At 66.8% G+C, this 23,567-nt stretch carries 22 protein-coding genes; 15 read left to right on the top strand and 7 right to left on the bottom strand.

The features are described 5' to 3' along the window. The first annotated feature begins 117 nt into the window (after positions 1–117). The 11 genes from L1081_RS06880 to L1081_RS06830 all read left to right on the top strand — a co-directional run bounded on the left by L1081_RS06880 (position 118) and on the right by L1081_RS06830 (position 11,839). Positions 118–537 carry a hypothetical protein gene (locus L1081_RS06880; RefSeq protein WP_489415765.1) on the top strand — a complete coding sequence of 140 codons (420 nt, stop codon included), beginning with the start codon at positions 118–120 and terminating at the stop codon, positions 535–537. Between the two features lie 14 nt (positions 538–551). Further along, on the top strand, positions 552–1,019 hold the full coding sequence (locus tag L1081_RS06875) for a DUF6152 family protein (protein WP_489415764.1): 468 nt from the start codon (positions 552–554) through the stop codon (positions 1,017–1,019). 114 nt (positions 1,020–1,133) lie between these two features. Beyond that, positions 1,134–2,486 carry a GTP cyclohydrolase II gene (locus L1081_RS06870; protein ID WP_489415763.1) on the top strand — a complete coding sequence of 451 codons (1,353 nt, stop codon included), beginning with the start codon at positions 1,134–1,136 and terminating at the stop codon, positions 2,484–2,486. After that, complete coding sequence (locus L1081_RS06865) at positions 2,483–3,898, top strand: DUF1688 family protein (RefSeq protein WP_489415762.1); 1,416 nt, start codon at positions 2,483–2,485, stop codon at positions 3,896–3,898. Before L1081_RS06870 ends, L1081_RS06865 begins: the two co-directional genes overlap by 4 nt. A gap of 36 nt (positions 3,899–3,934) precedes the next feature. Next, positions 3,935–4,564 carry a uracil phosphoribosyltransferase gene (gene upp, locus L1081_RS06860; protein WP_012747768.1) on the top strand — a complete coding sequence of 210 codons (630 nt, stop codon included), beginning with the start codon at positions 3,935–3,937 and terminating at the stop codon, positions 4,562–4,564. Between the two features lie 149 nt (positions 4,565–4,713). Then, positions 4,714–5,718: a BMP family protein gene (locus L1081_RS06855; protein ID WP_192323748.1), complete on the top strand. Its 1,005-nt coding sequence runs from the start codon at positions 4,714–4,716 to the stop codon at positions 5,716–5,718. Between the two features lie 8 nt (positions 5,719–5,726). Then, positions 5,727–6,668, top strand: a complete 942-nt coding sequence (locus L1081_RS06850) for a phosphorylase family protein (RefSeq protein WP_489415761.1) — start codon at positions 5,727–5,729, stop codon at positions 6,666–6,668. Between the two features lie 136 nt (positions 6,669–6,804). Next, on the top strand, positions 6,805–8,403 hold the full coding sequence (locus L1081_RS06845) for an ATP-binding cassette domain-containing protein (RefSeq protein ID WP_489415760.1): 1,599 nt from the start codon (positions 6,805–6,807) through the stop codon (positions 8,401–8,403). Beyond that, complete coding sequence (locus L1081_RS06840) at positions 8,403–9,464, top strand: ABC transporter permease subunit (RefSeq protein ID WP_489416745.1); 1,062 nt, start codon at positions 8,403–8,405, stop codon at positions 9,462–9,464. Before L1081_RS06845 ends, L1081_RS06840 begins: the two co-directional genes overlap by 1 nt. A 130-nt stretch (positions 9,465–9,594) precedes the next feature. Continuing rightward, positions 9,595–10,518: an ABC transporter permease subunit gene (locus tag L1081_RS06835; RefSeq protein WP_489415759.1), complete on the top strand. Its 924-nt coding sequence runs from the start codon at positions 9,595–9,597 to the stop codon at positions 10,516–10,518. Between the two features lie 40 nt (positions 10,519–10,558). After that, a complete protein-coding gene (locus L1081_RS06830; protein WP_489415758.1) occupies positions 10,559–11,839 on the top strand; it encodes a cytosine deaminase in 1,281 nt (426 codons plus the stop codon). Positions 11,840–11,843: 4 nt separating this feature from the next. Here L1081_RS06830 and sbcB read toward each other — a convergent pair whose 3' ends face one another. The 5 genes from sbcB to icd all read right to left on the bottom strand — a co-directional run bounded on the left by sbcB (position 11,844) and on the right by icd (position 19,152). After that, positions 11,844–13,283: an exodeoxyribonuclease I gene (gene sbcB, locus L1081_RS06825; RefSeq protein WP_489415757.1), complete on the bottom strand. Its 1,440-nt coding sequence runs from the start codon at positions 13,281–13,283 to the stop codon at positions 11,844–11,846. Then, the gene (gene cls / locus L1081_RS06820; protein WP_489415756.1) at positions 13,284–14,729 is read right to left on the bottom strand and encodes a cardiolipin synthase; all 1,446 of its coding nucleotides are present in this window, start codon (positions 14,727–14,729) and stop codon (positions 13,284–13,286) included. 109 nt (positions 14,730–14,838) lie between these two features. After that, the gene (gene clpA, locus L1081_RS06815; RefSeq protein ID WP_124959522.1) at positions 14,839–17,160 is read right to left on the bottom strand and encodes an ATP-dependent Clp protease ATP-binding subunit ClpA; all 2,322 of its coding nucleotides are present in this window, start codon (positions 17,158–17,160) and stop codon (positions 14,839–14,841) included. Between the two features lie 67 nt (positions 17,161–17,227). Next, a complete protein-coding gene (gene clpS / locus L1081_RS06810; protein ID WP_012747757.1) occupies positions 17,228–17,587 on the bottom strand; it encodes an ATP-dependent Clp protease adapter ClpS in 360 nt (119 codons plus the stop codon). 305 nt (positions 17,588–17,892) lie between these two features. After that, a complete protein-coding gene (icd, locus tag L1081_RS06805) occupies positions 17,893–19,152 on the bottom strand; it encodes an NADP-dependent isocitrate dehydrogenase (RefSeq protein WP_018904993.1) in 1,260 nt (419 codons plus the stop codon). A 219-nt stretch (positions 19,153–19,371) separates the two neighbouring features. On the opposite strand from icd, the gene L1081_RS06800 reads away from it, so the two are divergent. The 3 genes from L1081_RS06800 (at position 19,372) to L1081_RS06790 (ending at position 20,606) form a co-directional block, all read left to right on the top strand. Further along, positions 19,372–19,710: a cell envelope biogenesis protein TolA gene (locus L1081_RS06800; protein ID WP_489415755.1), complete on the top strand. Its 339-nt coding sequence runs from the start codon at positions 19,372–19,374 to the stop codon at positions 19,708–19,710. Positions 19,711–19,859: 149 nt separating this feature from the next. After that, a complete protein-coding gene (locus tag L1081_RS06795) occupies positions 19,860–20,054 on the top strand; it encodes a hypothetical protein (protein ID WP_489415754.1) in 195 nt (64 codons plus the stop codon). 93 nt (positions 20,055–20,147) lie between these two features. Then, positions 20,148–20,606: a DUF192 domain-containing protein gene (locus L1081_RS06790; protein WP_489415753.1), complete on the top strand. Its 459-nt coding sequence runs from the start codon at positions 20,148–20,150 to the stop codon at positions 20,604–20,606. A gap of 69 nt (positions 20,607–20,675) precedes the next feature. Here L1081_RS06790 and L1081_RS06785 read toward each other — a convergent pair whose 3' ends face one another. Together L1081_RS06785 and xseA are read right to left on the bottom strand one after the other, a co-directional pair. Beyond that, positions 20,676–21,257, bottom strand: coding sequence for a Fe-Mn family superoxide dismutase (locus L1081_RS06785; protein ID WP_489415752.1), 582 nt, complete (start codon positions 21,255–21,257; stop codon positions 20,676–20,678). A gap of 50 nt (positions 21,258–21,307) precedes the next feature. After that, positions 21,308–22,618, bottom strand: coding sequence for an exodeoxyribonuclease VII large subunit (gene xseA / locus L1081_RS06780; protein ID WP_489415751.1), 1,311 nt, complete (start codon positions 22,616–22,618; stop codon positions 21,308–21,310). Positions 22,619–22,931: 313 nt separating this feature from the next. Here xseA and L1081_RS06775 point away from each other — a divergent pair, with 313 nt between their 5' ends. Further along, positions 22,932–23,564, top strand: coding sequence for a MotA/TolQ/ExbB proton channel family protein (locus L1081_RS06775; protein WP_124960573.1), 633 nt, complete (start codon positions 22,932–22,934; stop codon positions 23,562–23,564). Positions 23,565–23,567: the final 3 nt, after the last annotated feature.

Here is a 23,567-nt window from a genome sequence, read left to right as displayed (position 1 = left end):
AGACGCCGGATGCGTCCTCGGCTAAGCTCGCCCGAACCCATGGAAGGAGCGCCCCATGCAACCTGCCAGCCCCTGCCTTCGTGCCCCTGAACAGTCCGCCGCCCGGAGCTGACGCCGATGCTGGCCGGGCTGGTTTCGCACCCCTGGGCCTATCCGGCGCTGGAGACGGTGCACATCGTCGGCATCGCGCTGCTGTTCGGCGGGCTGCTGGTGTTCGAACTGCGCGTGCTCGGCCTTGGCCGGGAACTGCCGCAAAGGCAATTGGCGCACCTGACGCTGCTGCCGGCGCTTGTCGGCTTCGGGCTGTGCGCCGCCACCGGACTCACGATGTTTTCGACGCAGCCCGGCGAACTGCTGGCCAATTCCGCCTTTCGCATCAAGCTGTTCCTGATCGGCCTGGCGGGCGCCAATGCCATCTGGTTCCATCTTCGAGGCGGCTTGGCCGCCACAGGCGCGATGTCCAGGGTGCAATGCCTGCTGTCGCTGGGGTTTTGGCTCGCTGTCATCATCTGCGGGCGTTGGATTGCCTACGTCTGAGCAAGGAGACCGAGATGATTGAGAGACGCTTGTTCGTTGCCGGCTCGCTGGGCCTGGCCCTGCCCTCCTGGGCGCACCATGGATGGAGCAGCTTCGACCAGGACCGCCCGCTCTACCTGGAGGGGCGCGCGACCAAGGTCATGTGGCGCAATCCGCATGGCGAGGTGGAACTCGAGCTGCCCGAGAACCCCACCCTGCCGGCCGACCTGAAGCAGCGCCCGCTGCCCAGGCAAAGCGCGAACGTCGACGGCCCCGCGCTGCTGGCCAAGGCGCAGCTGCCGACGCGGCGCGACCGCAAGTGGCTCATCGAGCTGGCGCCGCTCACGCGGCTGCAGGCCTGGGGGGTCGAGGAGATCAAGCCCGGCACCCCGGTGGCCGCGCTGGGCTTCACCTTCACCGGCGAAAAAGGCGATCCGGTGCTGCGCGCCGAATACCTGTTCGTCGGCGGCAAGGCCTACGGACTGCGCTCCTCGCCGGCCTGAGCGGCGCACCGGCCGCGGAACCATGGCCGTGGCCCTCAGAGGCATTGACGACCTTCGCGCCCTGCTTGCCAGCCGCGCGAGTGATCGGTACATTGCATTTTTTGAGGGCCTCCAATGTCCGCAGATAGCACCGCGACCCCTTCTGAAATTCCCGAGATTTCCGCGATCCCCGCCGTCCCTGCGACTTCAGCGATCCCCGTCTCACCCCTTCCCCCGCTCCACCCTTCCTCGTCGACCGGCCACATCCGGCTGACCTCCCATGCCGGCGGCTTCGGCGCGCTGCCCATCCGCTGGGGCGCGGCCACCGCCACCGAACGCGGACCCGTGGTCGGCACCACCACGAAGCGGGCGCATCGCAACGTCATCGGCACGCACAGCGGCTCGTACAGCGTCTATCGCGCGCTGGCCGTGGCGGCCGGCGCCCTCAAGCGCGAGCACAAGGCCGACCTGACCAACACCGCGCCCACCGACGTGATCGGCCCGTACCCGCAGTGGAGCGAGCCCGGGCGCATCGTCTCGCTCGACCCCTGGGGCGCGCTGGTGGCCGATGTGTTCTCCACCGAACTGGCGGCGGGCTACGACATCCGCCCGACCATCGCGATCACCAAGGCCCACGTGATCCTGCCCGAGGTGATCGAGGCGCTGCAGAGCGGCCGCCTCAAGGCCGACGGCCACTTCCTCACCCCCGGTGGCGCAGCCATGGTGACCAAGGCCGCCATCGAGCCCGTGTGGTACCTGCCCGAAGTGGCGCGGCGCTTCGGCTGCTCAGAGACCGACCTGCGCCGCACGCTGTTCGAAGAGACCGGCGGCATGTATCCTGAACTCGTCACGCGCTCCGACCTCGAGGTGTTCCTGCCGCCCATCGGCGGGCAGACGCTCTACATCTTCGGCAACCCGCGCGACCTGGCCAACCCCGCCGTCGAACTCACCGCGCGCATCCACGACGAGTGCAACGGCTCCGACGTGTTCGGCTCCGACATCTGCACCTGCCGCCCCTACCTCACGCACGCCATCGAGGAATGCATCCAGGGCGCGCAGCGCGGCGGCGTGGGCCTCATCGCTTACTCGCGCAAGGAGGGCCGCGCGCTCGGCGAGGTGACCAAGTTCCTGGTCTACAACGCGCGCAAGCGCCAGGTCGGCGGCGACACGGCCGACCAGTATTTCGCACGCACCGAATGCGTGGCCGGCGTGCAGGACATGCGCTTCCAGGAACTGATGCCCGACGTCTTCCACTGGCTCGGCATCAGGAAGATCCATCGGCTCGTGTCGATGAGCAACATGAAGTTCGACGCCATCACCGGTTCGGGCATCGAGATCGGCGAGCGCGTGAACATTCCCGACGAACTGATTCCGGCCGATGCCCGCGTCGAAATGGACGCCAAGATGGCCGCCGGCTATTTCACGCCCGGCCCGGTGCCGGACGCCGAGGAACTCAAGAAGGCCAAGGGCCGGGGATTGAGCGAATGAGCGACAACAAGGCAAACAGCAGCAGCGACTACCTGCCCGCCGACGGCTCGGGCAGCCTGCCGCCGGGCAGCGCGGGCGACATCGATCCGGTGATCGAGTTCGCTCCCGACACCAGCCACCCCGCAGGCGCCGCCACGGTGCTGCGCACTACCGCCGCCATCCGCGAGCGCGCGGCCGCGCTGCTGGCGCGCGCGCGCCGGGGCGAGTCGCAGTGGTTCCGCATCGCCGGCAGCGACGTGCTCGAAGACGCGGCGCGCACCGTGGCCGAAGTCACGCGCGAGCGCTATCCCTGGGACACCATCCCCTATCACAGCCGCTGGCGCCACTTCGAGGCCGGCGGCGTCGACCGGCTGAAGCAGCTCGACGAACTGCTCGGCAAGGGCGTCGATGCCCGGCAGCGCGCCAGCGCGCACATCGACCTTGTGCTCGTAAGCGTGCTGCTCGATGCCGGTGCGGGCCCCAACTGGCACTACACCGAGCCCGCCACCGGCGAGCGCTACACGCGCTCCGAGGGCCTGGCCATCGCGAGCTTCCATGCCTTCACGAGCGGGCTGTTCTCGTCCAAGCCCGACCATCCGCTGCAAGCCGATGCCGCCGGCCTGCGCGGCCTGGTGACCGACCGGCTCGGCGATGCCTTCCAGGTCAGCGACGTCAATCCGTTGGTGGGCCTGGCCGGCCGCGCGGTGCTGCTGCGCCGGCTCGGCGAGGCGATGAGCGAGCAGCCCGAGACCTTCGGTGACGAGGGCCGGCCCGCCGGCATGTTCGATGCGCTGGTCGCTCCGTTCGGCGCGGCCGCGCCGCCCACGGCCGAGATCACCGCACACCAGATCCTCTCGCTGCTGCTCGAAACGCTCTCGGGCATCTGGCCCTCCGCCAACACCATCGACAGCATCGCGCTCGGCGGCAGCGACGCCACGGGCGGCATCGGCTCGAGCGACCCGGCGCTCGCGCTCGGCGATTGCTGGCGGCACAGCGCGGTGCGCGGCCCCGGCCTCACCAACGGCTGGATGCCGTTCCACAAGCTGTCGCAATGGCTGACCTATTCGCTGCTCGAACCCTTCGAGCGGGCCGGCGTGAAGGTGCGCCATCTCGATGCGCTCACCGCGCTGCCCGAATACCGCAACGGCGGCCTGCTGATCGACAGCGGCGTGATCGTGCCGAAAGACCCGGCCTTTCTTTCGCGCACCTGGAAAGCCGGCGACGAGTTCATCGTCGAGTGGCGCGCCCTCACCGTGGCACTGCTCGACGAACTGGCGCCGCGCGTGCGCAAGATCCTCGACCGCACCGAGGAAGAACTGCCCCTGGCCTGCGTGCTCGAGGGCGGCACCTGGGCCGCGGGCCGCGTGCTGGCACAGCGCTTGCGAGACGGATCGCCACCGCTGCTGATCGAAAGCGACGGCACCGTCTTTTAGACTCGCGGGTCCATTCAGCAACGGCAGAAAAACCAAATGAGCAACGTCCACCTCGTCGACCACCCCCTCGTCCAGCACAAGCTCACGCTGATGCGCCGCAAAGACGCCTCCACCAACAGCTTCCGCCGGCTCCTGAACGAAATCAGCATGCTCATGGCCTACGAGGTCACGCGCGACATGCCGATGCAGGACATCGAGGTCGAGACCCCGCTCGAAACCATGCAAGCCAAGGTCATCGACGGCAAGAAGCTGGTGCTGGTGTCGATCCTGCGCGCGGGCACCGGCATCCTGGACGGCATGCTCACGGTGGTGCCGGGCGCTCGCGTCGGCCACATCGGCCTGTACCGCGACCCCAAGACGCTCACGGCCGTCGAGTACTACTTCAAGATGCCCGGCGAAATGGAGAACCGCGACGTGATCGTGGTCGACCCGATGCTGGCCACCGGCAACTCGGCGGTGGCCGCGGTCGAGCGGCTCAAGGAACTCAACCCCAAGTCGATTAAGTTCGTCTGCCTGCTCACCTGCCCCGAAGGCCTGGCGACCATGCAGAAGGCCCACCCCGACGTGCCGGTCTATACCGCTGCGATCGACCGGGAGCTGAACAGCCATGGGTACATCCTGCCGGGCCTCGGCGACGCCGGGGACAGGATTTTCGGCACGAAATGAACCCACCCCCGTCCCTCGCTCACTTCGTGTAGCTCGACTCCCCCCTCGAGGGGGCAACACCAGCGGCCCGGCAAAGCCGGTTCCGCGGTGTTTCTGGAAGAGGCCCGGGAAGCGCGATCAAGAATTTTCATACCTCGAGGAGAAGCACCGTGACAGCACGCCGTCAGTTGATCATTCGTTCCGCCGCCATTGCCGCAGCAGCGCTTGCGGCCGGCGCGCCGGGCCTTGCGCTCGCGCAGGCCAAGCTCAAGGTGGCGGCGGTGTACACCGTGCCCTTCGAACAGCAATGGGTCGGCCGCATCCACAAGGCGCTCAAGGCGGCCGAAGCGCGCGGCGAGATCGAATACAAGGCCACCGAGAACGTCAGCAACGCCGACTACGAGCGCGTGATGCGCGAGTACGCCACCGGCGGCAACCAGCTGATCCTCGGCGAGGTGTTCGGCGTGGAAGCGGCGGCGCGCAAGGTCGCGAAGGACTTTCCCAAGGTCGCCTTCCTCATGGGCTCTTCGCTCAAGCCGCAGGCGCCCAACTTCAGCGTGTTCGACAACTACATCCAGGAGCCGGCCTACCTGAGCGGCATGGTGGCCGGCGGCATGACCAAGACCAACCGCATCGGCATGGTCGGTGGGTTTCCGATTCCGGAAGTGAACCGGCTCATGAATGCGTTCATGGCAGGTGCGAAGGAAACCAATCCCAAGGTCGAATTCAGCGTGAGCTTCATCAACAGCTGGTTCGATCCGCCGAAGGCCAAGGAAGCGGCCTTCGCGATGATCGACAAGGGCGCCGACGTGATGTACGCCGAGCGCTTCGGCGTCTCGGACGCGGCCAAGGAAAAGGGCAAGCTCGCCATCGGCAACGTGATCGACACGCAGGCGCAGTATCCCGACACCGTGGTGGCATCCGCGCTGTGGAACTTCGAGCCCTCGGCCGACCGCGCGATCAAGCTCGTGAAGGAAGGCAAGTTCACCGCCGAGGACTACGGCCCCTACTCGATGATGAAGCACAAGGGCTCCGAACTCGCGCCGCTGGGCACCTTCGAGAAGAAGGTGCCGGCGGACATCGTCGCCAAGGTCAAGGCCAAGCAGGCCGACATCCTCGCGGGCAAGGTCACCATCAAGGTCGACGACTCGCAACCCAAGTCGACCGCGAAGTGAAGGGGCCGATGACGATGCGCTGGCGTTCTCTTCTCGCGGCCGGCGTGCTGGCCTTCGGCTTGGCCGGCTGCGCCGGTGTCTACAAGAGCCCCGCCGCCGACGGCAGCGTGCGGCTGGACGACACGCCGCGCATCGCGGTGATCTCGGCCTTCCAGCCCGAGCTCACGCTGCTGCTGAACCGGCTCCAGCGGCCGGCGAAGCACAGCGTCAACGGCGTCGAGTTCACCACCGGCACGCTCGAAGGCAAGCCGGTGGTGCTGTTCCTCTCCGGCATCAGCATGACCAACGCGACGATGAACACGCAGCTGGTGCTCGACCGCTTCCGCGTCACCCATATCGTGTTCAGCGGCATCGCGGGCGGCGTGAATCCGCAGCTGCACGTGGGCGACGTCACGGTGCCCGCGCAATGGGGCCAGTACCTCGAGGTGCTGATGGCGCGCGAAGCCGCGCCCGGCAAGTTCACCGCGCCGCCCTTCATCACCGACGCTACGCTGCCCAACTTCGGGATGATGCATCCGCGCCCGGTGGAAGTGCGCTCCGCGGCGCATCCGCAGATCGTGCGCAAGTTCTGGTTCGAGGCGGACCCGAAGATGCTCGAGGTGGCGCGCAGCATCCGCAATGTCGACCTCGCGAACTGCAGCGCCGGCAAGTGCCTGGCGCGCAAGCCCCAGCTCGTCATCGGCGGCAACGGCGTCTCGGGCCAGGCCTTCATGGACAACAAGGCGTACCGCGAATACACCTACAAGACCTTCCAGGCCAACGTGCTCGACATGGAAACAGCGGCCGTGGGCATGGTGGCCTACAGCAACGGCGTGCCCTACATCGCCTTCCGCTCCCTCAGCGACCTGGCGGGCGGCGGCGAAGGCGAGAACGAGATGGGCACCTTCATGGGCATCGCGGCCGACAACTCGGCCAAGGTGATGCTGGCGTTCCTGGCTGCGTGGAAGTGATCCTGCCTTTTCCCCCTCCCCTTCCGGGGGAGGGTTGGGATGGGGGTACGCGGCCTTCGATCGATCACCATGGCGTTGCGGGCGCTGCCCGCCCCCATCCCGGCCTTCCCCCGGAAGGGGAAGGAGCAAGACCTTCATGAACAGCACAACCGTCCTGCGCCTGCGGGGCATCACCAAGCGCTTCGGCACCCTCGTCGCCAACGACGCCATCTCCCTCGACCTGCATGCGGGCGAAGTGCTCGCGCTGCTGGGCGAGAACGGCGCTGGCAAGTCGACGCTCATGTCCATCCTGTTCGGCCACTACGTCGCGGACGAAGGCAGCATCGAAGCCTTCGGCGCGCCGCTGCCGCCGGGCAATCCCAAGGCGGCGCTGGCCGCGGGCGTGGGCATGGTGCACCAGCACTTCACGCTGGCCGACAACCTCAGCGTGCTCGACAACGTGGTGATGGGCACGGAGCCGTTCTGGCGCCCGGTCTCGCGCCGGGCGGCCGCACGCGCAAAGCTGATCGAGGTGGCACGGCGCTTCGGCCTGCCGGTGCAGCCCGACGCGAAGATCGGCAGCCTCTCGGTCGGCGAGCGGCAGCGCGTCGAGATCCTGAAGGCGCTGTACCGCGGCGCGCGCATCCTGATCCTCGACGAGCCGACCGCCGTGCTCACGCCGCAGGAAAGCGAAGCCCTGTTCGCCACGCTCGCGCAGATGGTCGCGCAGGGCCTGTCGGTGATCTTCATCAGCCACAAGCTGGGCGAGGTGCTGCGCGTGTCGCAGCGCATCGCGGTGCTGCGCGGCGGCAAGCTGGCGGCCGAGGCGCGCACCGCCGAGACCACGCAGGCGCAGCTCGCGCTGTGGATGGTCGGGCATGCGGTGGAGGCGCCGCAGCGCCGGCCCGCCAGGTCGGTGGGCGACGCGGTCTGCGTGCTGGACCACGTGAGCACTGCGTCGGACAAGGACCGGGGGCAGGACCGGCTTCACGAGGTGTCGCTCACGCTGCGCGCCGGCGAGATCACCGCCATCGCGGGCGTCTCGGGCAACGGCCAGGCGGCGCTGGCCGAGCTGCTGTGCGGCACGCGACGCGCCGCCTCGGGCACGGCCCTGCTGATGGGCCGCGCGCTGCCGCCCTCGCCCGCCCGGCTGGTGCAGCGCGGGGTCGCGCGCATCCCCGAAGACCGGCACACGGTTGGCGTGGTCGGCGACCTGCCGGTGTGGGAGAACGCGGTGTCTGAGCGGCTGCGCAGCCCCGTCTTCTCGCGCTGGTCGTGGTTCGTGCGGCGTGCGGCCGCGCGGCTGCATGCACGGCGCATCGAAAAGGCGTTCGACGTGCGCGGCGCGGGCCTGATGGCGCCGGCCCGTTCGCTTTCGGGCGGCAACATGCAGAAGCTGATCCTCGGACGCGCACTGCTCGCGCCCGCGCAGGAGGAAGAAGACGCGGACAACAGGAAATACCCGACGCGTGCGCCGCGCTTGATCGTCGCGCACCAGCCGACCTGGGGCCTGGACATCGGCGCCGTCGCCTACGTGCAGCAGCAGCTCATTGCCGCGCGCGATGCCGGTGCGGCGGTGCTGGTGATTTCCGACGACCTCGACGAGGTGCTCGCGCTCGGCGACCGCGTGGCCGTGATGCACGGCGGCCACCTCGGCGAAGCGCGCCCGGCCGCGGCATGGACGCGCGAGGCCATCGGGCTGGCGATGGCCGGCGCGGCGGTGCCGCAGCAGCAACGCGCAGGGGCCACGCCATGATGCGGCTCGAACGGCGCCACGAAAGCTCGCGCGCCGCGCTGGTGCTGGCACCCATCGGCGCGGTGGCCTTCACCATGGCGGTGAGCGCGCTGCTCGTGCTCTGGGCCGGCGCGCCGGTCGGCCGCACCTATGCATTGCTGCTGCAGGGCGGCTTCGGCTCGGTGTTCGCATGGAGCGAGACGCTGACGCGCGCGATTCCGCTGATCCTCACCGGGCTGGCCGCGACCGTCGCCTTCAAGGCGCGGCTCTTCAACATCGGCGCCGAGGGGCAGCTGTTCGCGGGCGCCCTTGCCGCCGTGGCCGTGGGCGGCATGCATGGCGGCACCGGCGTCGAGCTGCCGCCCTGGCTGCTGTTCCCGCTGATGATGCTGGCCGCCGCCGCGGCGGGCGCCCTGCTGCTGCTCGGCCCGGCGCTCATGAAGGACAAGCTCGGCGTCGACGAGGTGGTGACCACGCTGCTGATCAACTTCATCGTGCTGCTCGGCGTGTCGGCGCTGCTCGACGGGCCGATGAAAGACCCGGCCGCCATGGGCTGGCCGCAGAGCGTGTCGCTGCAGGCCGAACTCGAACTCGGCAAGCTCGTCGCCCAGACGCGCGTGCACACCGGGCTCGTCTGGGCCGTGTCGCTGGCGGTGATGGTGTGGGCGATCTTCAAGTACACGGTGCTGGGCTTCGACATCCGCGCGGTGGGCGCCAATGCGCGCGCTGCCGCCTTTGCCGGCGTGCCGGTGACGCGCACCGTGGTGATGGTGGCGCTGCTCTCGGGTGCGCTGGCGGGCCTTGCGGGTGCCATTGAGGTGGCCGGGCGCACCAGCTACGTCACGCTCGACATGTCGCCGGGCTACGGCTACACGGGCATCGTGATCGCGATGCTTGCGGGCCTGCATCCGCTGGGCGTGATTGCCGCGGGCATATTCGTGGCAGGTGTGCTGGTCGGCGCCGACACCATGAGCCGCGCCGTGGGCGTGCCGACCTACATCGCCGACGTGATCGTCGCGGCCTCGCTGGTCGCGGTACTGGTGGCGACGCTGCTCACGCAATACCGGGTGAGACTCAAATGACGCCACCGCCCTCTTCTGTCTTGCTCCTTCCCCTCCCGGGGGAAGGCCGGGACGGGGGCAACGGCTTCCACGCCGAGCGCCGCTCGCCCCCACCCCGGCCCTCCCCCGGGAGGGGAGGGAGAAATACCTCATGACCGACCTGCTCGACATCCTCGCCAATCCGGCGTTCTGGGTCGCGGTGCTGCGCATCGCCACGCCGCTGATCCTCGGCACGCTGGGCGTGCTGCTGTGCGAGCGCGCGGGCGTGCTCAACCTCGGCATCGAGGGAATCATGGTCGCGGGCGCCTTCACCGGCTGGCTCGCGGTGTATGCCGGCGCGCCGCTCTGGGCCGGTGTCGGCGTGGCCGCGCTCACCGGCATGGCGTTCGGACTGCTGCATGCCTTTCTCACCGTGGGCCTGGCGCTGTCGCAGCATGTCTCGGGGCTGGGCATCACGCTGCTGGCGACCGCGCTCAGCTACTTCGGCTACCGCGTGAGCTTTCCGAAGGTGAACACGCCGCCAACCGTCACGCCCTTCGCGCCGATGGAGTGGCTGCCGGTGCCCATCCTGAATGCGCAGACCGCGCTCACCCTTTTCGCTCTGCTGCTGGTGCCGGCGATTGCCTGGGTTTTGTACCGCACGCCGCTCGGGCTCGCGGTGCGCATGGTGGGCGAGAATCCGCAGGCGGCCGAGAGTCAGGGCGTGTCGGTCGCGGCCACGCGCACCGGCGCCATCGTGGCGGGCTCGGCGCTGATGGGCGTGGCCGGCTCCTTCCTCACGCTCTCGGCCTTCAATGCCTTCTTCTTCAACATGGTGAACGGCCGCGGCTGGATCTGCGTGGCGCTGGTGGTGTTTGCCTCATGGCGGCCCGGCAAGGCCCTGCTCGGCGCGCTGCTGTTCGCATTCTTCGATGCGCTGCAGCTGCGGCTGCAACAATCGGGCAATGCGGTGCTGCCCTACCAGATCTACCTGATGCTGCCGTACCTGCTGTCGATCCTGGCGCTGGTGCTGGTAGCGCGCAAGGCCAGCTATCCGCAGGCGCTGATGAAGCCCTATCGCAAGGGGGAGCGTTGAACCGAAAATCCCCTGCATCCGCACCTCGGAGCCCTTCACGATGCTCGACCTCCTGATCACCAACGCCACCCTTCCCGACGGCCGCTCGGACATGTCGGTCGCCGTGCAGGGCGGTCGCATCGCCGAAGTCACAGCCGGGCTCGACGCACCGGCACTCGACAAGCTCGATGCCCAAGGCCTGCTGCTCGCGCCGCATTTCGTCGATCCGCATTTCCACATGGATGCCACGCTGAGCTACGGCCTGCCGCGCATCAACCAGAGCGGCACCTTGCTCGAAGGCATTGCGCTGTGGGGCGAACTCAAGCCGCTGCTCACGGCCGAAGCACTCATCGAGCGTGCGCTGGCGTATTGCGACTGGGCGGTGGCCAAGGGCCTGCTGGCCGTGCGCTCGCATGTGGACACGAGCGACCCGAGCCTGCTCGCGGTCGATGCGCTGCTCGAGGTCAAGCGCAAGGTCGCCCCCTATCTTCACCTGCAGCTCGTGGCCTTTCCGCAGGATGGCGTGCTGCGCTCGGCAGGCGGGGTCGACAACCTGAAGCGCGCGCTCGACAAGGGCGTGGACGTGGTCGGCGGCATTCCGCATTTCGAGCGCACCATGGCAGATGGCGCCGCCAGCGTGAAGCTGCTGATGGAACTGGCGGCCGAGCGCGGCAAGCTGGTCGACATGCACTGCGACGAGTCGGACGACCCGCTCTCGCGCCACATCGAAACCCTGTCGGCCGAGACCTGGCGCCTCGGCATGCAGGGCCGCGTGACGGGCTCGCATTGCACCTCGATGCATTCGATGGACAACTACTACGCGAGCAAGCTGCTGCCGCTGATCGCGCAGAGCGGCGTCAGCGTGGTTTCCAACCCGCTCATCAACATCACGCTGCAGGGCCGCCACGACAGCTATCCCAAGCGCCGCGGCATGACGCGCGTGCCCGAGCTGATGGCCGCCGGCGTGAACGTCGCCTTCGGCCACGACTGCGTGATGGACCCGTGGTACGGCATGGGCTCGGGCGACATGCTCGAAGTGGCACACATGGGCCTGCATGTGGCGCAGATGACCAGCCAGGCCGGCATCCGCCAGTGCTTCGACGCGGTCACCAAGAATGCCGCGCGCGTGATGCACCTCGAGGGCTACGGTCTCGAAGCGGGCTGCGACGCGAGCTTCGTGCTGCTGCAGGCGCGCGATCCGGTCGAGGCGATCCGGCTGCGCGCGACGCGGCTCAAGGTGTTCCGCAAGGGGCGCCTGCTGGCGGAAACGCCGGCCGCGACGGCCACGCTGCATCTGCCGGGGCGCGCGCAGTCCACCAGCTGGATGAGCCGTAAATCCTAGCGTCTCAGGCTTCGGGCGCGATGGCCTCGGCGTACTCGTAGAGCGCGCCCAGGATTTCTTCGCCCCGCTCGTCCGCGGTTTCGGACAGCGCATCGACTTCGCTGAACAGCATCTCGATGGTGCGCGCGCCGCCCTCGCCCTTGAAGAGCCGCGCGGCGCGCAGTGCCTCCCAGCGTTCGGCTTCCTCGGCGCTGAGCATCTCGGGCCAGTTGCGCGCGCGGTAGCGAAAGAGGATTTCCTCGAGCCGCCCATCGTCGAACCCGGTGCGGTCCTTGGCGAGTTCCTCGGGCGACAGCGCGCGCAGCTGGTTCAGGCGGCGCCGGTCGGCGTTGCCGACGAAGCCGCCGTAGAGGTCTTCGTCGACATCGGGCACTGCCTCCTTGGGCCGCGCATACACCTGCGACCAGATGGCGCTCATGTCGGGCAGGTCGCGTGCAATGGCTGCGTGGCGCAGCGCCGCATCGAGGTCGACGTTCCAGCGCTCGGCCATCGCGGGCGCCAGCGTGCGCAGGTTGCCGACCACCATCGGCGACTTGTTGAGGTGGATGCCCTTGACCGGCAGGCGAACCACGCCTTCGGGCAGGTCGGCGGTGCGCGTGAAAAGGCGCAGGCGCAAGGTCTCGACGTCGAGGTCGCGCAACTCGCTCGGGTCGTGGGCCAGGTCCCAGGCGATCAGTTCGTTCTTGTTGGTCGGATGGCTCGCGAGCGGCCACATCACGCCGAGGCAGCCGCGCTCGACCGGGAACATGCCCGATACGTGCAGGAAGGGCCGCGCCGTCTCGCGCATGGCCGGCAGGCCGAGTTCGGTGGCGACACGGTCCTTCTTGTGCAGGCCGAAGGCGAATTCGAACAGCTTGGGCTGGCGCTCGCGAATGAGCCGCGCCAGCGCGATGGTGGCGCGCACGTCGGACAGCGCATCGTGCGCCGACTCGTGCAGCAGGCCGTTGGCGCGCGCCAGGTCCTCGAGCTTGAAGCTGGGCTTGCCGTCTTCCTTCTTTGGCCACTCGATGCCCTCGGGCCGCAGCGCGTAGGTCAGGCGCACCACGTCCAGCAGGTCCCAGCGTCCGCAGTCGTTCTGCCATTCGCGGGCGTACGGGTCGATGAGGTTGCGCCAGAACAGGAAGCGTGTGACCTCGTCGTCGAAGCGGATGGTGTTGTAGCCCACGCCGATGGTGCCGGGCTGCGAGAAGGCCTTCTCGATCTGCGCGGCAAAGGCGTGCTCGGGGATGCCGCGCTCCAGGCAGAGCTGGGGCGTGATGCCGGTGATCAGGCAGGCCTCGGGGCTGGGCAGGTAGTCGGGCGCCGGCTTGCAATAGATCATCAGCGGCTCGCCGATCTCGTTGAGCTCGGCGTCGGTGCGGATGGCGGCGAACTGCGAAGGCCGGTCGCGGCGCGGCACGGCGCCGAAGGTTTCGTAGTCGTGCCAGAGAAAGGTGTGGTTCATTCAGAGCAAGGGAGAGAACAATCGTGCAATCGCGTCGCCGAGGCGGCGCCAGAAACTCTGCGGCCGATGGGCGCGCACCGCGCCGGAACTGTGCAGGTCGGTCTCGAACTGCGCGGCCAGGGGGCGTGCCAGCTCGGGGCCGTAGACCACCGCGCTCACTTCGAAATTGAGCCTGAAGCTGCGGTTGTCGAAATTCGCGGTACCGATCATCGCGCAATGGTCGTCGACCACCAAGGTCTTGGAATGCAGCATGCGCGCCTTGTACTCCCAGACCTTGACGCCGGACGCAATCAGCTCGTCGAAGTAGGAGCGCGCGGCCGCGCTCACAATGGCCGAATCGCTGCGCCGCGGCACCAGGAGGCGCACGTCCACGCCGCGCAGCGCCGCGCTGGTGAGTGCCATCATGGCGGGCTCGCCGGGCACGAAGTACGGCGTGGTGAGCCAGGCGCGCTCGCTCGCCGAATGAATCGCCTCCACGTGCATGCGGTGGATGGGTTCCAGCATGTTGTCGGGACCACTGGTCACGATCTGCACGGGAATGTCGCCGGCCTCGACCTGCGGCAGCATGGCGCCCATCAGGTGGTCGATGTCACGGAGATCTTCGCCGGTGGCATAAGTCCAGTCCTCCAGGAAGGTGGTCTGGAGCCAGCGCACCGCGCTGCCCTCGATGCGCAGGTGGACGTCGTGGTAGGCGTCGGGCCGGGTGCGCTTGTCTTCCTCGTCGGTGATGTTGACGCCGCCGGTAAAACCCACGCGGCCGTCGCACACCACGATCTTGCGGTGGGTGCGGTAGTTGGTCACCGGGCGCAGACGGCGGCCGATGCGCGTGTCGTGGAAGAGCGCAACCTGCACGCCCGCGGCATGCAGCGGCGCCATGAATTTGCGGTCGATGCGCTTGGAACCCAGTGCGTCGAGCAGCAGGCGCACGGACACGCCCTCCCGTGCCCGCTCCACCAGCAGGTCGCGCAGCGCGGTGCCGATCTTGTCGGGCTCGAAGATGTAGTACTCGAGGTGGATGTGGTCGCGCGCCGCGCGCACCGCGTCGAAGATGGCGTCGAAGGTGCGCGCGCCGCCCGAGAGCAACGCTACATCCGTCGCGCTGGAAACCGGCAGTCCGCAGGCCGCGGTGCCCAGCCGCGCCATCTGCTGCAGCGCCGGCGGCGCGTTCTGCGCCGCATCGCGCACGCGCGCCAGGTCGGCTTGCGTGTGCGCGCTGGCGCGGCTGCGCAAGCGCTTGACGCGCTGCTTGCGCAGGCGCTGCGGCCCGAGGAAGTAATAGATGACGAAGCCTGCGAACGGCAGCAGCGCGAGCGACAGGATCCAGCTCATCGTGGACACCGGCGCGCGCTTCTGCATCACGATCCAGACCGACAGCACGGCGATATAGCCGCTCCAGGCCAGTGAGAGGCCGGTTTTCCATTCCTGACTGAGCTCGGGGAGGATCAAAGTAAAACTGCGTACGGATAGATTCCGGCCAAAAAAAAGCCGGCAGCGAATGCTACCGGCCTTTTGGGTACTGCCAGGAACAGCGCGGAACCGGCCTTGCCGGTCCGCCTTATCCAGCAGCAGCTTCTTCGGCTTCGGGCTTGGACTTGCCTTCCTTCTTCGGCAGCGGCTGGATGTCCAGCTGCACTTCGCCCTTGTCGTCGATGTCGACCGACAGGCGGCCGCCATCGATCAGGCGTCCGAACAGCAGCTCGTCGGCCAGTGCACGGCGGATCGTGTCCTGGATCAGGCGCTGCATCGGGCGGGCGCCCATCAGCGGATCGAAGCCCTTCTTCGCCAGGTGCTTGCGCAGCCCGTCGCTGAACGTGACGTCGACCTTCTTCTCGGCCAGCTGCGTTTCCAGCTGCAGCAGGAACTTGTCGACCACGCGCAGGATGATCTGCTCGTCGAGCGCCTTGAAGCTCACGGTGGCATCCAGGCGGTTGCGGAACTCCGGCGTGAACAGGCGCTTGATGTCGGCCATCTCGTCGCCCGCCTGGCGCGGGTTGGTGAAGCCGATGGTCGCCTTGTTCATGGTCTCGGCGCCCGCGTTGGTGGTCATCACGATGATCACGTTGCGGAAGTCGGCCTTGCGTCCGTTGTTGTCCGTCAGGGTGCCGTGGTCCATGACCTGCAGCAGCACGTTGAAGATGTCCGGATGTGCCTTCTCGATTTCGTCGAGCAGCAGCACCGCGTGCGGCTTCTTCGTGATGGCTTCGGTCAAGAGGCCGCCCTGGTCGAACCCGACGTAGCCCGGAGGTGCGCCGATCAGCCGGCTCACCGCATGGCGCTCCATGTATTCGGACATGTCGAAGCGGATCAGCTCGATGCCCATGATGTAGGCCAGCTGCTTGGCCGCTTCGGTCTTGCCGACGCCGGTGGGGCCGCTGAACAGGAACGAGCCGATCGGCTTGTCCTCGCGGCCGAGGCCCGAGCGCGCCATCTTGACGGCCGAAGCCAGCACCTCGAGCGCCTTGTCCTGGCCGAACACCACGCTCTTGAGGTCGCGCTCGATCGTTTGCAGCTTGCCGCGGTCGTCGTTGCTGACGTTGGCCGGGGGAATGCGCGCGATCTTCGCGACGATGTCCTCGACCTCGGTCTTGCTGATGGTCTTCTTGCGCTTGCTCGCCGGCAGGATGCGCTGGGCAGCGCCGGCCTCGTCGATCACGTCGATGGCCTTGTCGGGCAGGTGGCGGTCGTTGATGTACTTGGCGCTCAGTTCGGCCGCAGCCTGCAGGGCCGCCACCGCGTACTTGACGCCATGGTGCTCTTCGAAGCGCGACTTCAGGCCCTTCAGGATGTCGACGGTTTCCTGCACCGTCGGCTCGACCACATCGACCTTCTGGAAACGGCGCGACAGGGCCGCGTCCTTCTCGAAGATGCCGCGGTATTCGCTGAAGGTGGTGGCGCCGATGCACTTGAGCTGGCCGCTCGAGAGCGCCGGCTTCAGCAGGTTCGACGCGTCGAGCGTGCCGCCCGAGGCCGCGCCCGCACCAATCAGGGTGTGGATCTCGTCGATGAACAGGATCGCGTTCGGCTTGTCCTTGAGCGACTTGAGCACGCCCTTCAGGCGCTGCTCGAAATCGCCGCGGTACTTGGTGCCGGCCAGCAGTGCGCCCATGTCGAGCGAGTAGACCTGCGCCTCGGCGAGGATCTCAGGCACGTCGGATTGCGTGATGCGCCAGGCCAGGCCCTCGGCGATGGCGGTCTTGCCCACGCCAGCCTCACCCACCAGCAGCGGGTTGTTCTTGCGCCGGCGGCACAGGATCTGGATCACGCGCTCGACCTCGTATTCGCGGCCGATCAGCGGATCGATCTTGCCGTCCTTGGCAAGCTGGTTGAGGTTCTGCGTGAACTGCTCGAGCGGCGAGGCCTTCTCGTTCTTTTCGGCGCCACCCTCTTCGCCCTCGCCCGAAGGCGATTCGCTGCTGCCCTTGACAGCCTCGGGCGGATCGCTCTTCTTGATGCCGTGGGCAATGAAGTTCACCACGTCCAGGCGGGTCACGCCCTGCTGGTGGAGGTAGTACACCGCGTGCGAGTCCTTCTCGCCGAAGATCGCGACCAGCACATTGGCGCCGGTGACTTCCTTCTTGCCGTTGCCGGTGGACTGCACATGCATGATGGCGCGCTGGATCACGCGCTGGAAACCCAGCGTCGGCTGGGTGTCTACATCGTCGGTACCCGCCACCTGGGGCGTGTTGTCCTTGATGAAGTTGGTGAGCGACGCCCGCAGGTCGTCGACGTTGGCCGAGCAGGCACGCAGGACCTCTGCGGCGCTCGGGTTGTCCAGCAAAGCGAGCAACAGATGCTCCACGGTGATGAACTCGTGGCGCTGCTGCCTGGCCTCGACGAAGGCCATGTGCAAGCTGACTTCCAGTTCCTGGGCAATCATGTGATTTCCTTTTGCCTTGCTGTAAATAAATTCTCAGATGGGTTTGAGCGCGCGCAATTCAACTGGTTCACGCAATGGGCTCGCTGACGCACTGCAGCGGATGCCCGGCCTGGTGCGCGGCCTCCATCACCTGATTGACCTTGGTGGCCGCCAGATCGCGGGAATAGACCCCACAAACGCCACGGCCATCGAGGTGGATCTTGAGCATGATCTGGGTCGCGGTTTCGCGATCCTTGTTGAAATATTCCTGCAGCACGACGATCACGAACTCCATGGGCGTGTAGTCGTCGTTCAGCATGACGACCTGGTACATCTGGGGCGGCGCGGTTTTTTGCGGCCGCCGCTCCAGAACGACCGAATCTCCGTCGTCCCCGGCCGGTTTCTGGGCCGGCGGAGTGCTGGGAGTCTTGGGAATTCTCGTTGCCATAAAAAAGATTCTATAGAGCGTGCAAGCACCGTGCCGGCGCAAGAAGACTTGGTGGCGCGTATTCGACAAATCAAGGGGCTTGCGTCGTGCACGACACCACAGGTGACGCAAAAAAATCTGCGTTTCGCCTGCGCCGCAGCGTAAATATTACGCGGCACCCGCCCGGAAAAAAATGGGTATTTGGAGCAAGGTGTTCCATTTCTCAACCTGGCCCGCCTTGCCGTGCCGGATGAAGAAAAGCCCTCGAAACCGGGTGATCTCGAGGGCCTTGGCTGCGCGGCGCCGGAGCGCCGCTGCTCGCGCAATTACATGTGGTCGATCATGACCTGGCCGAAGCCCGAGCAACTCACTTGCGTGGCGCCGTCCATCAGGCGGGCGAAGTCATAGGTGACCTTCTTGCTGGCAATCGACTTTTCCATCGAGCTGATGATCAGGTCGGCCGCCTCGGTCCAGCCCATGTGGCGCAGCATCATTTCGGCCGAGAGGATTTCGGAACCGGGGTTCACGTAGTCCTTGCCGGCGTACTTGGGAGCCGTGCCGTGGGTCGCTTCGAACATGGCGACGGTGTCGCTCAGGTTCGCGCCCGGGGCAATGCCGATGCCGCCGACTTGCGCGGCCAGCGCGTCCGACACGTAGTCGCCGTTGAGGTTCAGCGTGGCAATCACGCTGTACTCGGCGGGGCGCAGGAGAATCTGCTGCAGGAATGCATCGGCAATGCTGTCCTTGACGGTGATTTCCTTGCCCGTCCTGGGGTTCTTGAACTTCATCCACGGGCCGCCGTCGATCAGCTCGGCGCCGAACTCCTTGGCAGCCAGGGCGTAGGCCCAGTCACGGAAGCCACCTTCGGTGAACTTCATGATGTTGCCCTTGTGCACGATGGTGACGCTGGGCTTGTCGTTGTCCACCGCGTACTGCAGTGCCTTGCGCACGAGGCGCTCGGTGCCTTCCTTGGACACGGGCTTCACGCCGATGCCGGAGGTGTTGGGGAAGCGGATCTTCTTGACGCCCAGTTCGTCCTGCAGGAACTTGATGAGCTTCTTGGCCTTGTCGCTCTCGGCTTCGAACTCGATGCCGGCGTAGATGTCTTCCGAGTTCTCGCGGAAGATGACCATGTTGGTCTTGTGCGGCTCGCGCACCGGGCTGGGCACGCCCTCGAAGTACTGGATGGGGCGCAGGCACACGTACAGGTCGAGTTCCTGGCGCAGCGCCACGTTCAGCGAGCGGATGCCGCCGCCGACGGGCGTGGTGAGCGGGCCCTTGATGGACACCACGTAGTCGCGCACGGCGTGCAGCGTTTCCTCGGGCAGCCAGACGTCGGGGCCGTAGACCTTGGTCGACTTTTCGCCGGCATAGACTTCCATCCAGTGGATCTTCTTCTTGCCGCCGTAGGCCTTGGCCACTGCAGCATCCACCACCTTGAGCATCACCGGGGTGATGTCCAGACCCGTGCCGTCGCCTTCGATGAAGGGAATGATCGGCTGATCAGGCACATTGAGCGAGTTGTCGGCGTTGACCGTGATCTTCTGGCCTTCGGCCGGGACTTTGATGTGCTGGTAGCTGGACATGAGGGGGAATGACTCCGGGAGTGACGTAATTCGGACGACTGTCTGCGAATTCAGACAGCGATGGGGAATCGCTGTACAGCCCGCGAACAAATCGCTGTACATTTTAGACGCAACCCATCAGCTGGCGTTTGTCAACCTAAGAGACAATGGTCTCGTTAGTGGCTGACCTTCTGCTCGCCGGGAGGCGTTTCCAACCAATTCTCGATAGAGGAATCATCAATGAGCAAAATTCTCGCAGTCATGATCGCTGGCCTGTTCGCCGCTGGCGCCTACGCCCAGAACCCGACCGGCACCACGCCCGAGCAAGGGAACGCCACCAACAGCAAGCCGCAAGCCCGCGCCGAAGCCAAGAAGGAAGCCAAGCCCGCAGGCCAAGTGGCCGCTCCCGCTGGCGACATCGCCAAGACGCCCGAAGGCGGCACGTTCGGCGCCGACAAGGCTGGCGTTGCCGGCGAAAAGCGTGCCCAGACCCGCGACGATCGTCGTCGCAACAAGGACGGCAGCGTGAAGCGCAAGGCCACCCAAGGCGGCACGCCCGACATGCCGGGCGCCAAGTAAGCCGGCCCTGGTTTAAAAAAACGCTCTTCGGAGCGTTTTTTTTCGTCCGCAGGGGGCGAGACGGCTGTCAACCGGGGGTCTCAGGCTCCGTTGAAGATTGGCCTTCTTCAGGGAAGGTGGTCCATATCAACAATCTCAAAGGATGTCTCATGAACAAGCTGCTCGCAGCCCTCGTCGCCGGTCTTTTCGCAGCCGGCGCATTTGCGCAAACCCCACCCGCACCAGCGCCGGCCGCACCTGCCGCCGTTCACAAGGCGAAGCAACCGGCGAAGCACGCCGTCAAGAAGCACAAGGCTCGCCATCACGTGGCCAAGGCGCACACGGCTGCAGCCAAGAAGGTGTAAGCTTCCAGGCTCACCGGCAATGCCCGCATCAGCGGGCATTTTTATTGGCCCGGCGTCCTCGAATCCTTGGGCCCCGTCCTGAAAGAAGCCCCGATGTTCCAGCGTTTTGCCGCCCTGCTCCTGCTCGCCGCCGCCCTGATGGGCTCCGCGCAGGCACAGGAGCAACCCCAGACCGACCTGCAACGCACCAAGCTGTCCGTAGGCCTGTACACGATCGATGCGCAAGTCGCGCAGACGCCCCGCCAGCGGGAGATCGGCCTGATGTTTCGCAAGGAGATGCCGCAGGCCGAAGGCATGATCTTCGTTTTCGACCAGCCGGCCACCCAGTGCTTCTGGATGCGCAACACGCTGCTGCCGCTGACCGCCGCCTTCGTGGCGGATGACGGCCGCATCGTCAACTTGGTCGACATGCAGCCAATGACCGAGAACTCCCACTGCTCCGAGGAGCCCGTACGCTTCGTGCTCGAGATGAACCAGGGCTGGTTCGCCAAGAAGAACATCAAGAAGGGCGCCAAGCTCGGCGGCGAGCTGTTCGCTGCTTCGAAGCGCTGAGCGCCTGCTTTTCACCAGCCCACGAAAAAGCCGACCCTCGGGTCGGCTTTTTCATTGGGAGAACCCGGCTCAGCCGAAGTTCTTGGCCGCGAAGTCCCAGTTCACCAGCTTGGCCAGGAAGGTCTCGACGAACTTCGGGCGCAGGTTGCGGTAGTCGATGTAGTAGGCGTGCTCCCACACGTCCACCGTCAGCACCGGGGTGTCGCCGGTGGTCAGCGGCGTGCCTGCGGCGCCCATGTTCACGATGTCCAGCGAACCGTCGGCCTTCTTCACCAGCCAGGTCCAGCCCGAACCGAAGTTGCCCACGGCCGACTTCACGAACGCTTCCTTGAAGGCGTCGTAGCTGCCCCACTTGGCATCGATGGCCTTGGCCAGCGCGCCGCTCGGAGCGCCGCCACCCTGGGGCTTCATGCAGCTCCAGAAGAAGGTGTGGTTCCAGATCTGGGCGGCGTTGTTGTAGATGCCGCCGCTGGACTTCTTGACGATCTCCTCGAGCGTCATCGACTCGAACTCGGTGCCCTTTTGCAGGTTGTTGAGGTTCACCACGTAGGCGTTGTGGTGCTTGCCGTAGTGGTACTCGAGGGTTTCCTTCGAGTACTCGGGTGCCAGCGCGTCGAGGGCGTATGGCAGGGGTGGGAGCACATGTTCCATGGTTTTTTCTCGTGGGTTGGTTGTGGGGAATAAAGGATTCTAGAAAGGAATTACGCACCCGGCGTCGGACGCGTTCCCGTTTTGCCGGGCGCCACGGTCAGGTCGACTGAACCATCGGCGAGCCGCGCGACCACGGCGTCGCCCGCACTCAGCTGCTTCGCGCTGACGATCGCGCGGCCGCCGGGATCGGTGAGCCAGGCATAGCCGCGCTGGAGCACCAGCGCAGGATCGAGCAGCCGCAGGCGCAGAGCGACGCGTTCCAGCCGCTCGCGCCGCTGCACCAGCGCGCGCTCGAGCTTGAGCGGGAAATCGGCGCCAATCGCGCGCGGCACCTGGGCAAGGCGCTCGGCCCTGGACAAGAGCGCATAGCGCAGCCGCTGCGAATCGTGCGCGAGCCGCAGTTGCTGGCGCGCCACCAATCCTGAGGGCCGGCCCAGGCGCGCTGCGGCCTGGTCGAGGCGCTGCCCCAGTACGTCGAGGCGCGCACCCAGCGCACTGTCGAGCCGTTCATTCAGCAGATCGATCGCACCGAGCCACATTGCCTGGGGCGCGCTGACGAGTTCCGCCGCGGCCGTGGGCGTGGGCGCGCGCAGGTCGGCGCAGAAGTCGGCGATGGTGAAGTCGGTTTCGTGGCCGACGCCGCAGATCAGCGGAACCGGGCTTTGGACGATGGTGCGCGCCAGGGTTTCATCATTGAACGCCCAGAGATCCTCGATGGAGCCGCCCCCGCGCACCAGCAGGATCACGTCGACGGCCGGCTCCAGCGCGTACAGCGATTGCAGCGCGCGCACGAGTTCCGCCGGCGCATTGGCGCCCTGCACCGCCGCCGGCGCCAGGACCACGGGAATGTGCGGCACCCGGCGCCGCAGCGCCGTGACCACGTCGTGCAGCGCCGCGGCGCCGAGCGAAGTGACGAGGCCCACCGCGCGCGGCATGACCGGCAGCGCGCGCTTGCGTTCCGCATCGAAGAGCCCTTCGGCTTCGAGCCGTGCCTTGCGTTGCAGGAATTGCTCGAATAGCGCGCCCTGGCCGGCGCGCTGCAGGCTTTCGACCACCAGCTGCAGGTCGCCGCGCGGTTCGTACACCGCCAGCCGCCCGCGCACCTCGACCTGGTCGCCGTCACGCGGGGAAAAGTCGAGCAGGCCCGCCGCGCGCCGGAACATCGCGCAGCGCAGTTGGCCCGACGTGTCCTTGAGCGCAAAGTAACAATGTCCACTCGAAGCACGCGAGAAGCCGGAAATCTCGCCGCGCACCGCGACGGGATTGAAGCGCGCATCGAGCGCATCGGCCACCGCCCGGCACAGCGCGCCGACAGCCCAGATCCGCGGGCCCGGCGTTGGATTCGCGTCACGCAGGTTCACAGGACGCCCGCGCGGCCGGCGGCCACTCTTCCACAATGGGTTGCCCGGCCTCGATGCCGCGGCCTCGATACGGAACAGGTGCACGGTTTGTCGTGCAAGCTGTTGATTTCATTGGAAAAAGAGCTGCTCAAAATTCAATCGATCTAGCGGGAGGCCCGTCCCATGCGGGTCCAGACAAGTTGCGCAGCGGGTTAATCACAAAGTTATCCACAGAATCTGTGCGTCTTCGCTGACATGCAAACAAGCCGCGTGGCGATGGTGGCCTCGGTGGATAATCGCCGCGCATTTGCAGTCTACGGGGCCGGAGGATTCCTTGTTTTCCATCATAGTTGCCGCGGGCTGGCCAATCTGGCCATTGCTCGCCTGTTCGATCATCGCGCTCGCCTTGGTTATCGAACGTTTCACAAGCCTCAAGACCGTGAGGGTCCTGCCGCCCAAGCTGCTCGACGAAGCCATTACCGTGTCGCACGGCGCCGTACCGGGGCCCGACGTGGTGACCAAGCTCGAGCGCAACTCGATGCTCGGACAGGTGCTGGCCGCCGGCCTGCGGGCGCTCAATGCCAATCCGCGCTGTACCGAGGAAGACCTGCGCGCCGCCATGGAGGCCTCGGGCCGCACCGTGGCGCACAAGCTGGAGCGCTACCTGCCGGCGCTGGCCACCATTGCATCGGCGGCGCCGCTGCTCGGCCTGCTGGGCACGGTCATCGGCATGATCGAGATCTTCGGGTCGCAGTCGCCCGGCAGCGGCGCGGTGGGCTCCGGGAACCCCGCGCAGCTGGCGCACGGCATTTCGATCGCGCTCTACAACACGGCTTTCGGCCTGATCGTGGCGATTCCGACCCTGATCTTCTGGCGCTATTTCCGCAGCCGGGTCGACGAATACCTGCTCAACCTCGAACTGTCGGGCGAGCGCTTCGCCCGCCACCTGAACGCGTTGCGCAAATGATGG

Origin of the sequence: Variovorax sp. MSC1_012 (assembly GCF_023667525.1) — a bacterium.
Lineage (GTDB): Bacteria > Pseudomonadota > Gammaproteobacteria > Burkholderiales > Burkholderiaceae_C > Variovorax > Variovorax beijingensis_B.
The sequence above is the reverse complement of the archived record's forward strand: the minus strand, read 5'-3'. Positions and strand labels throughout refer to the sequence as shown.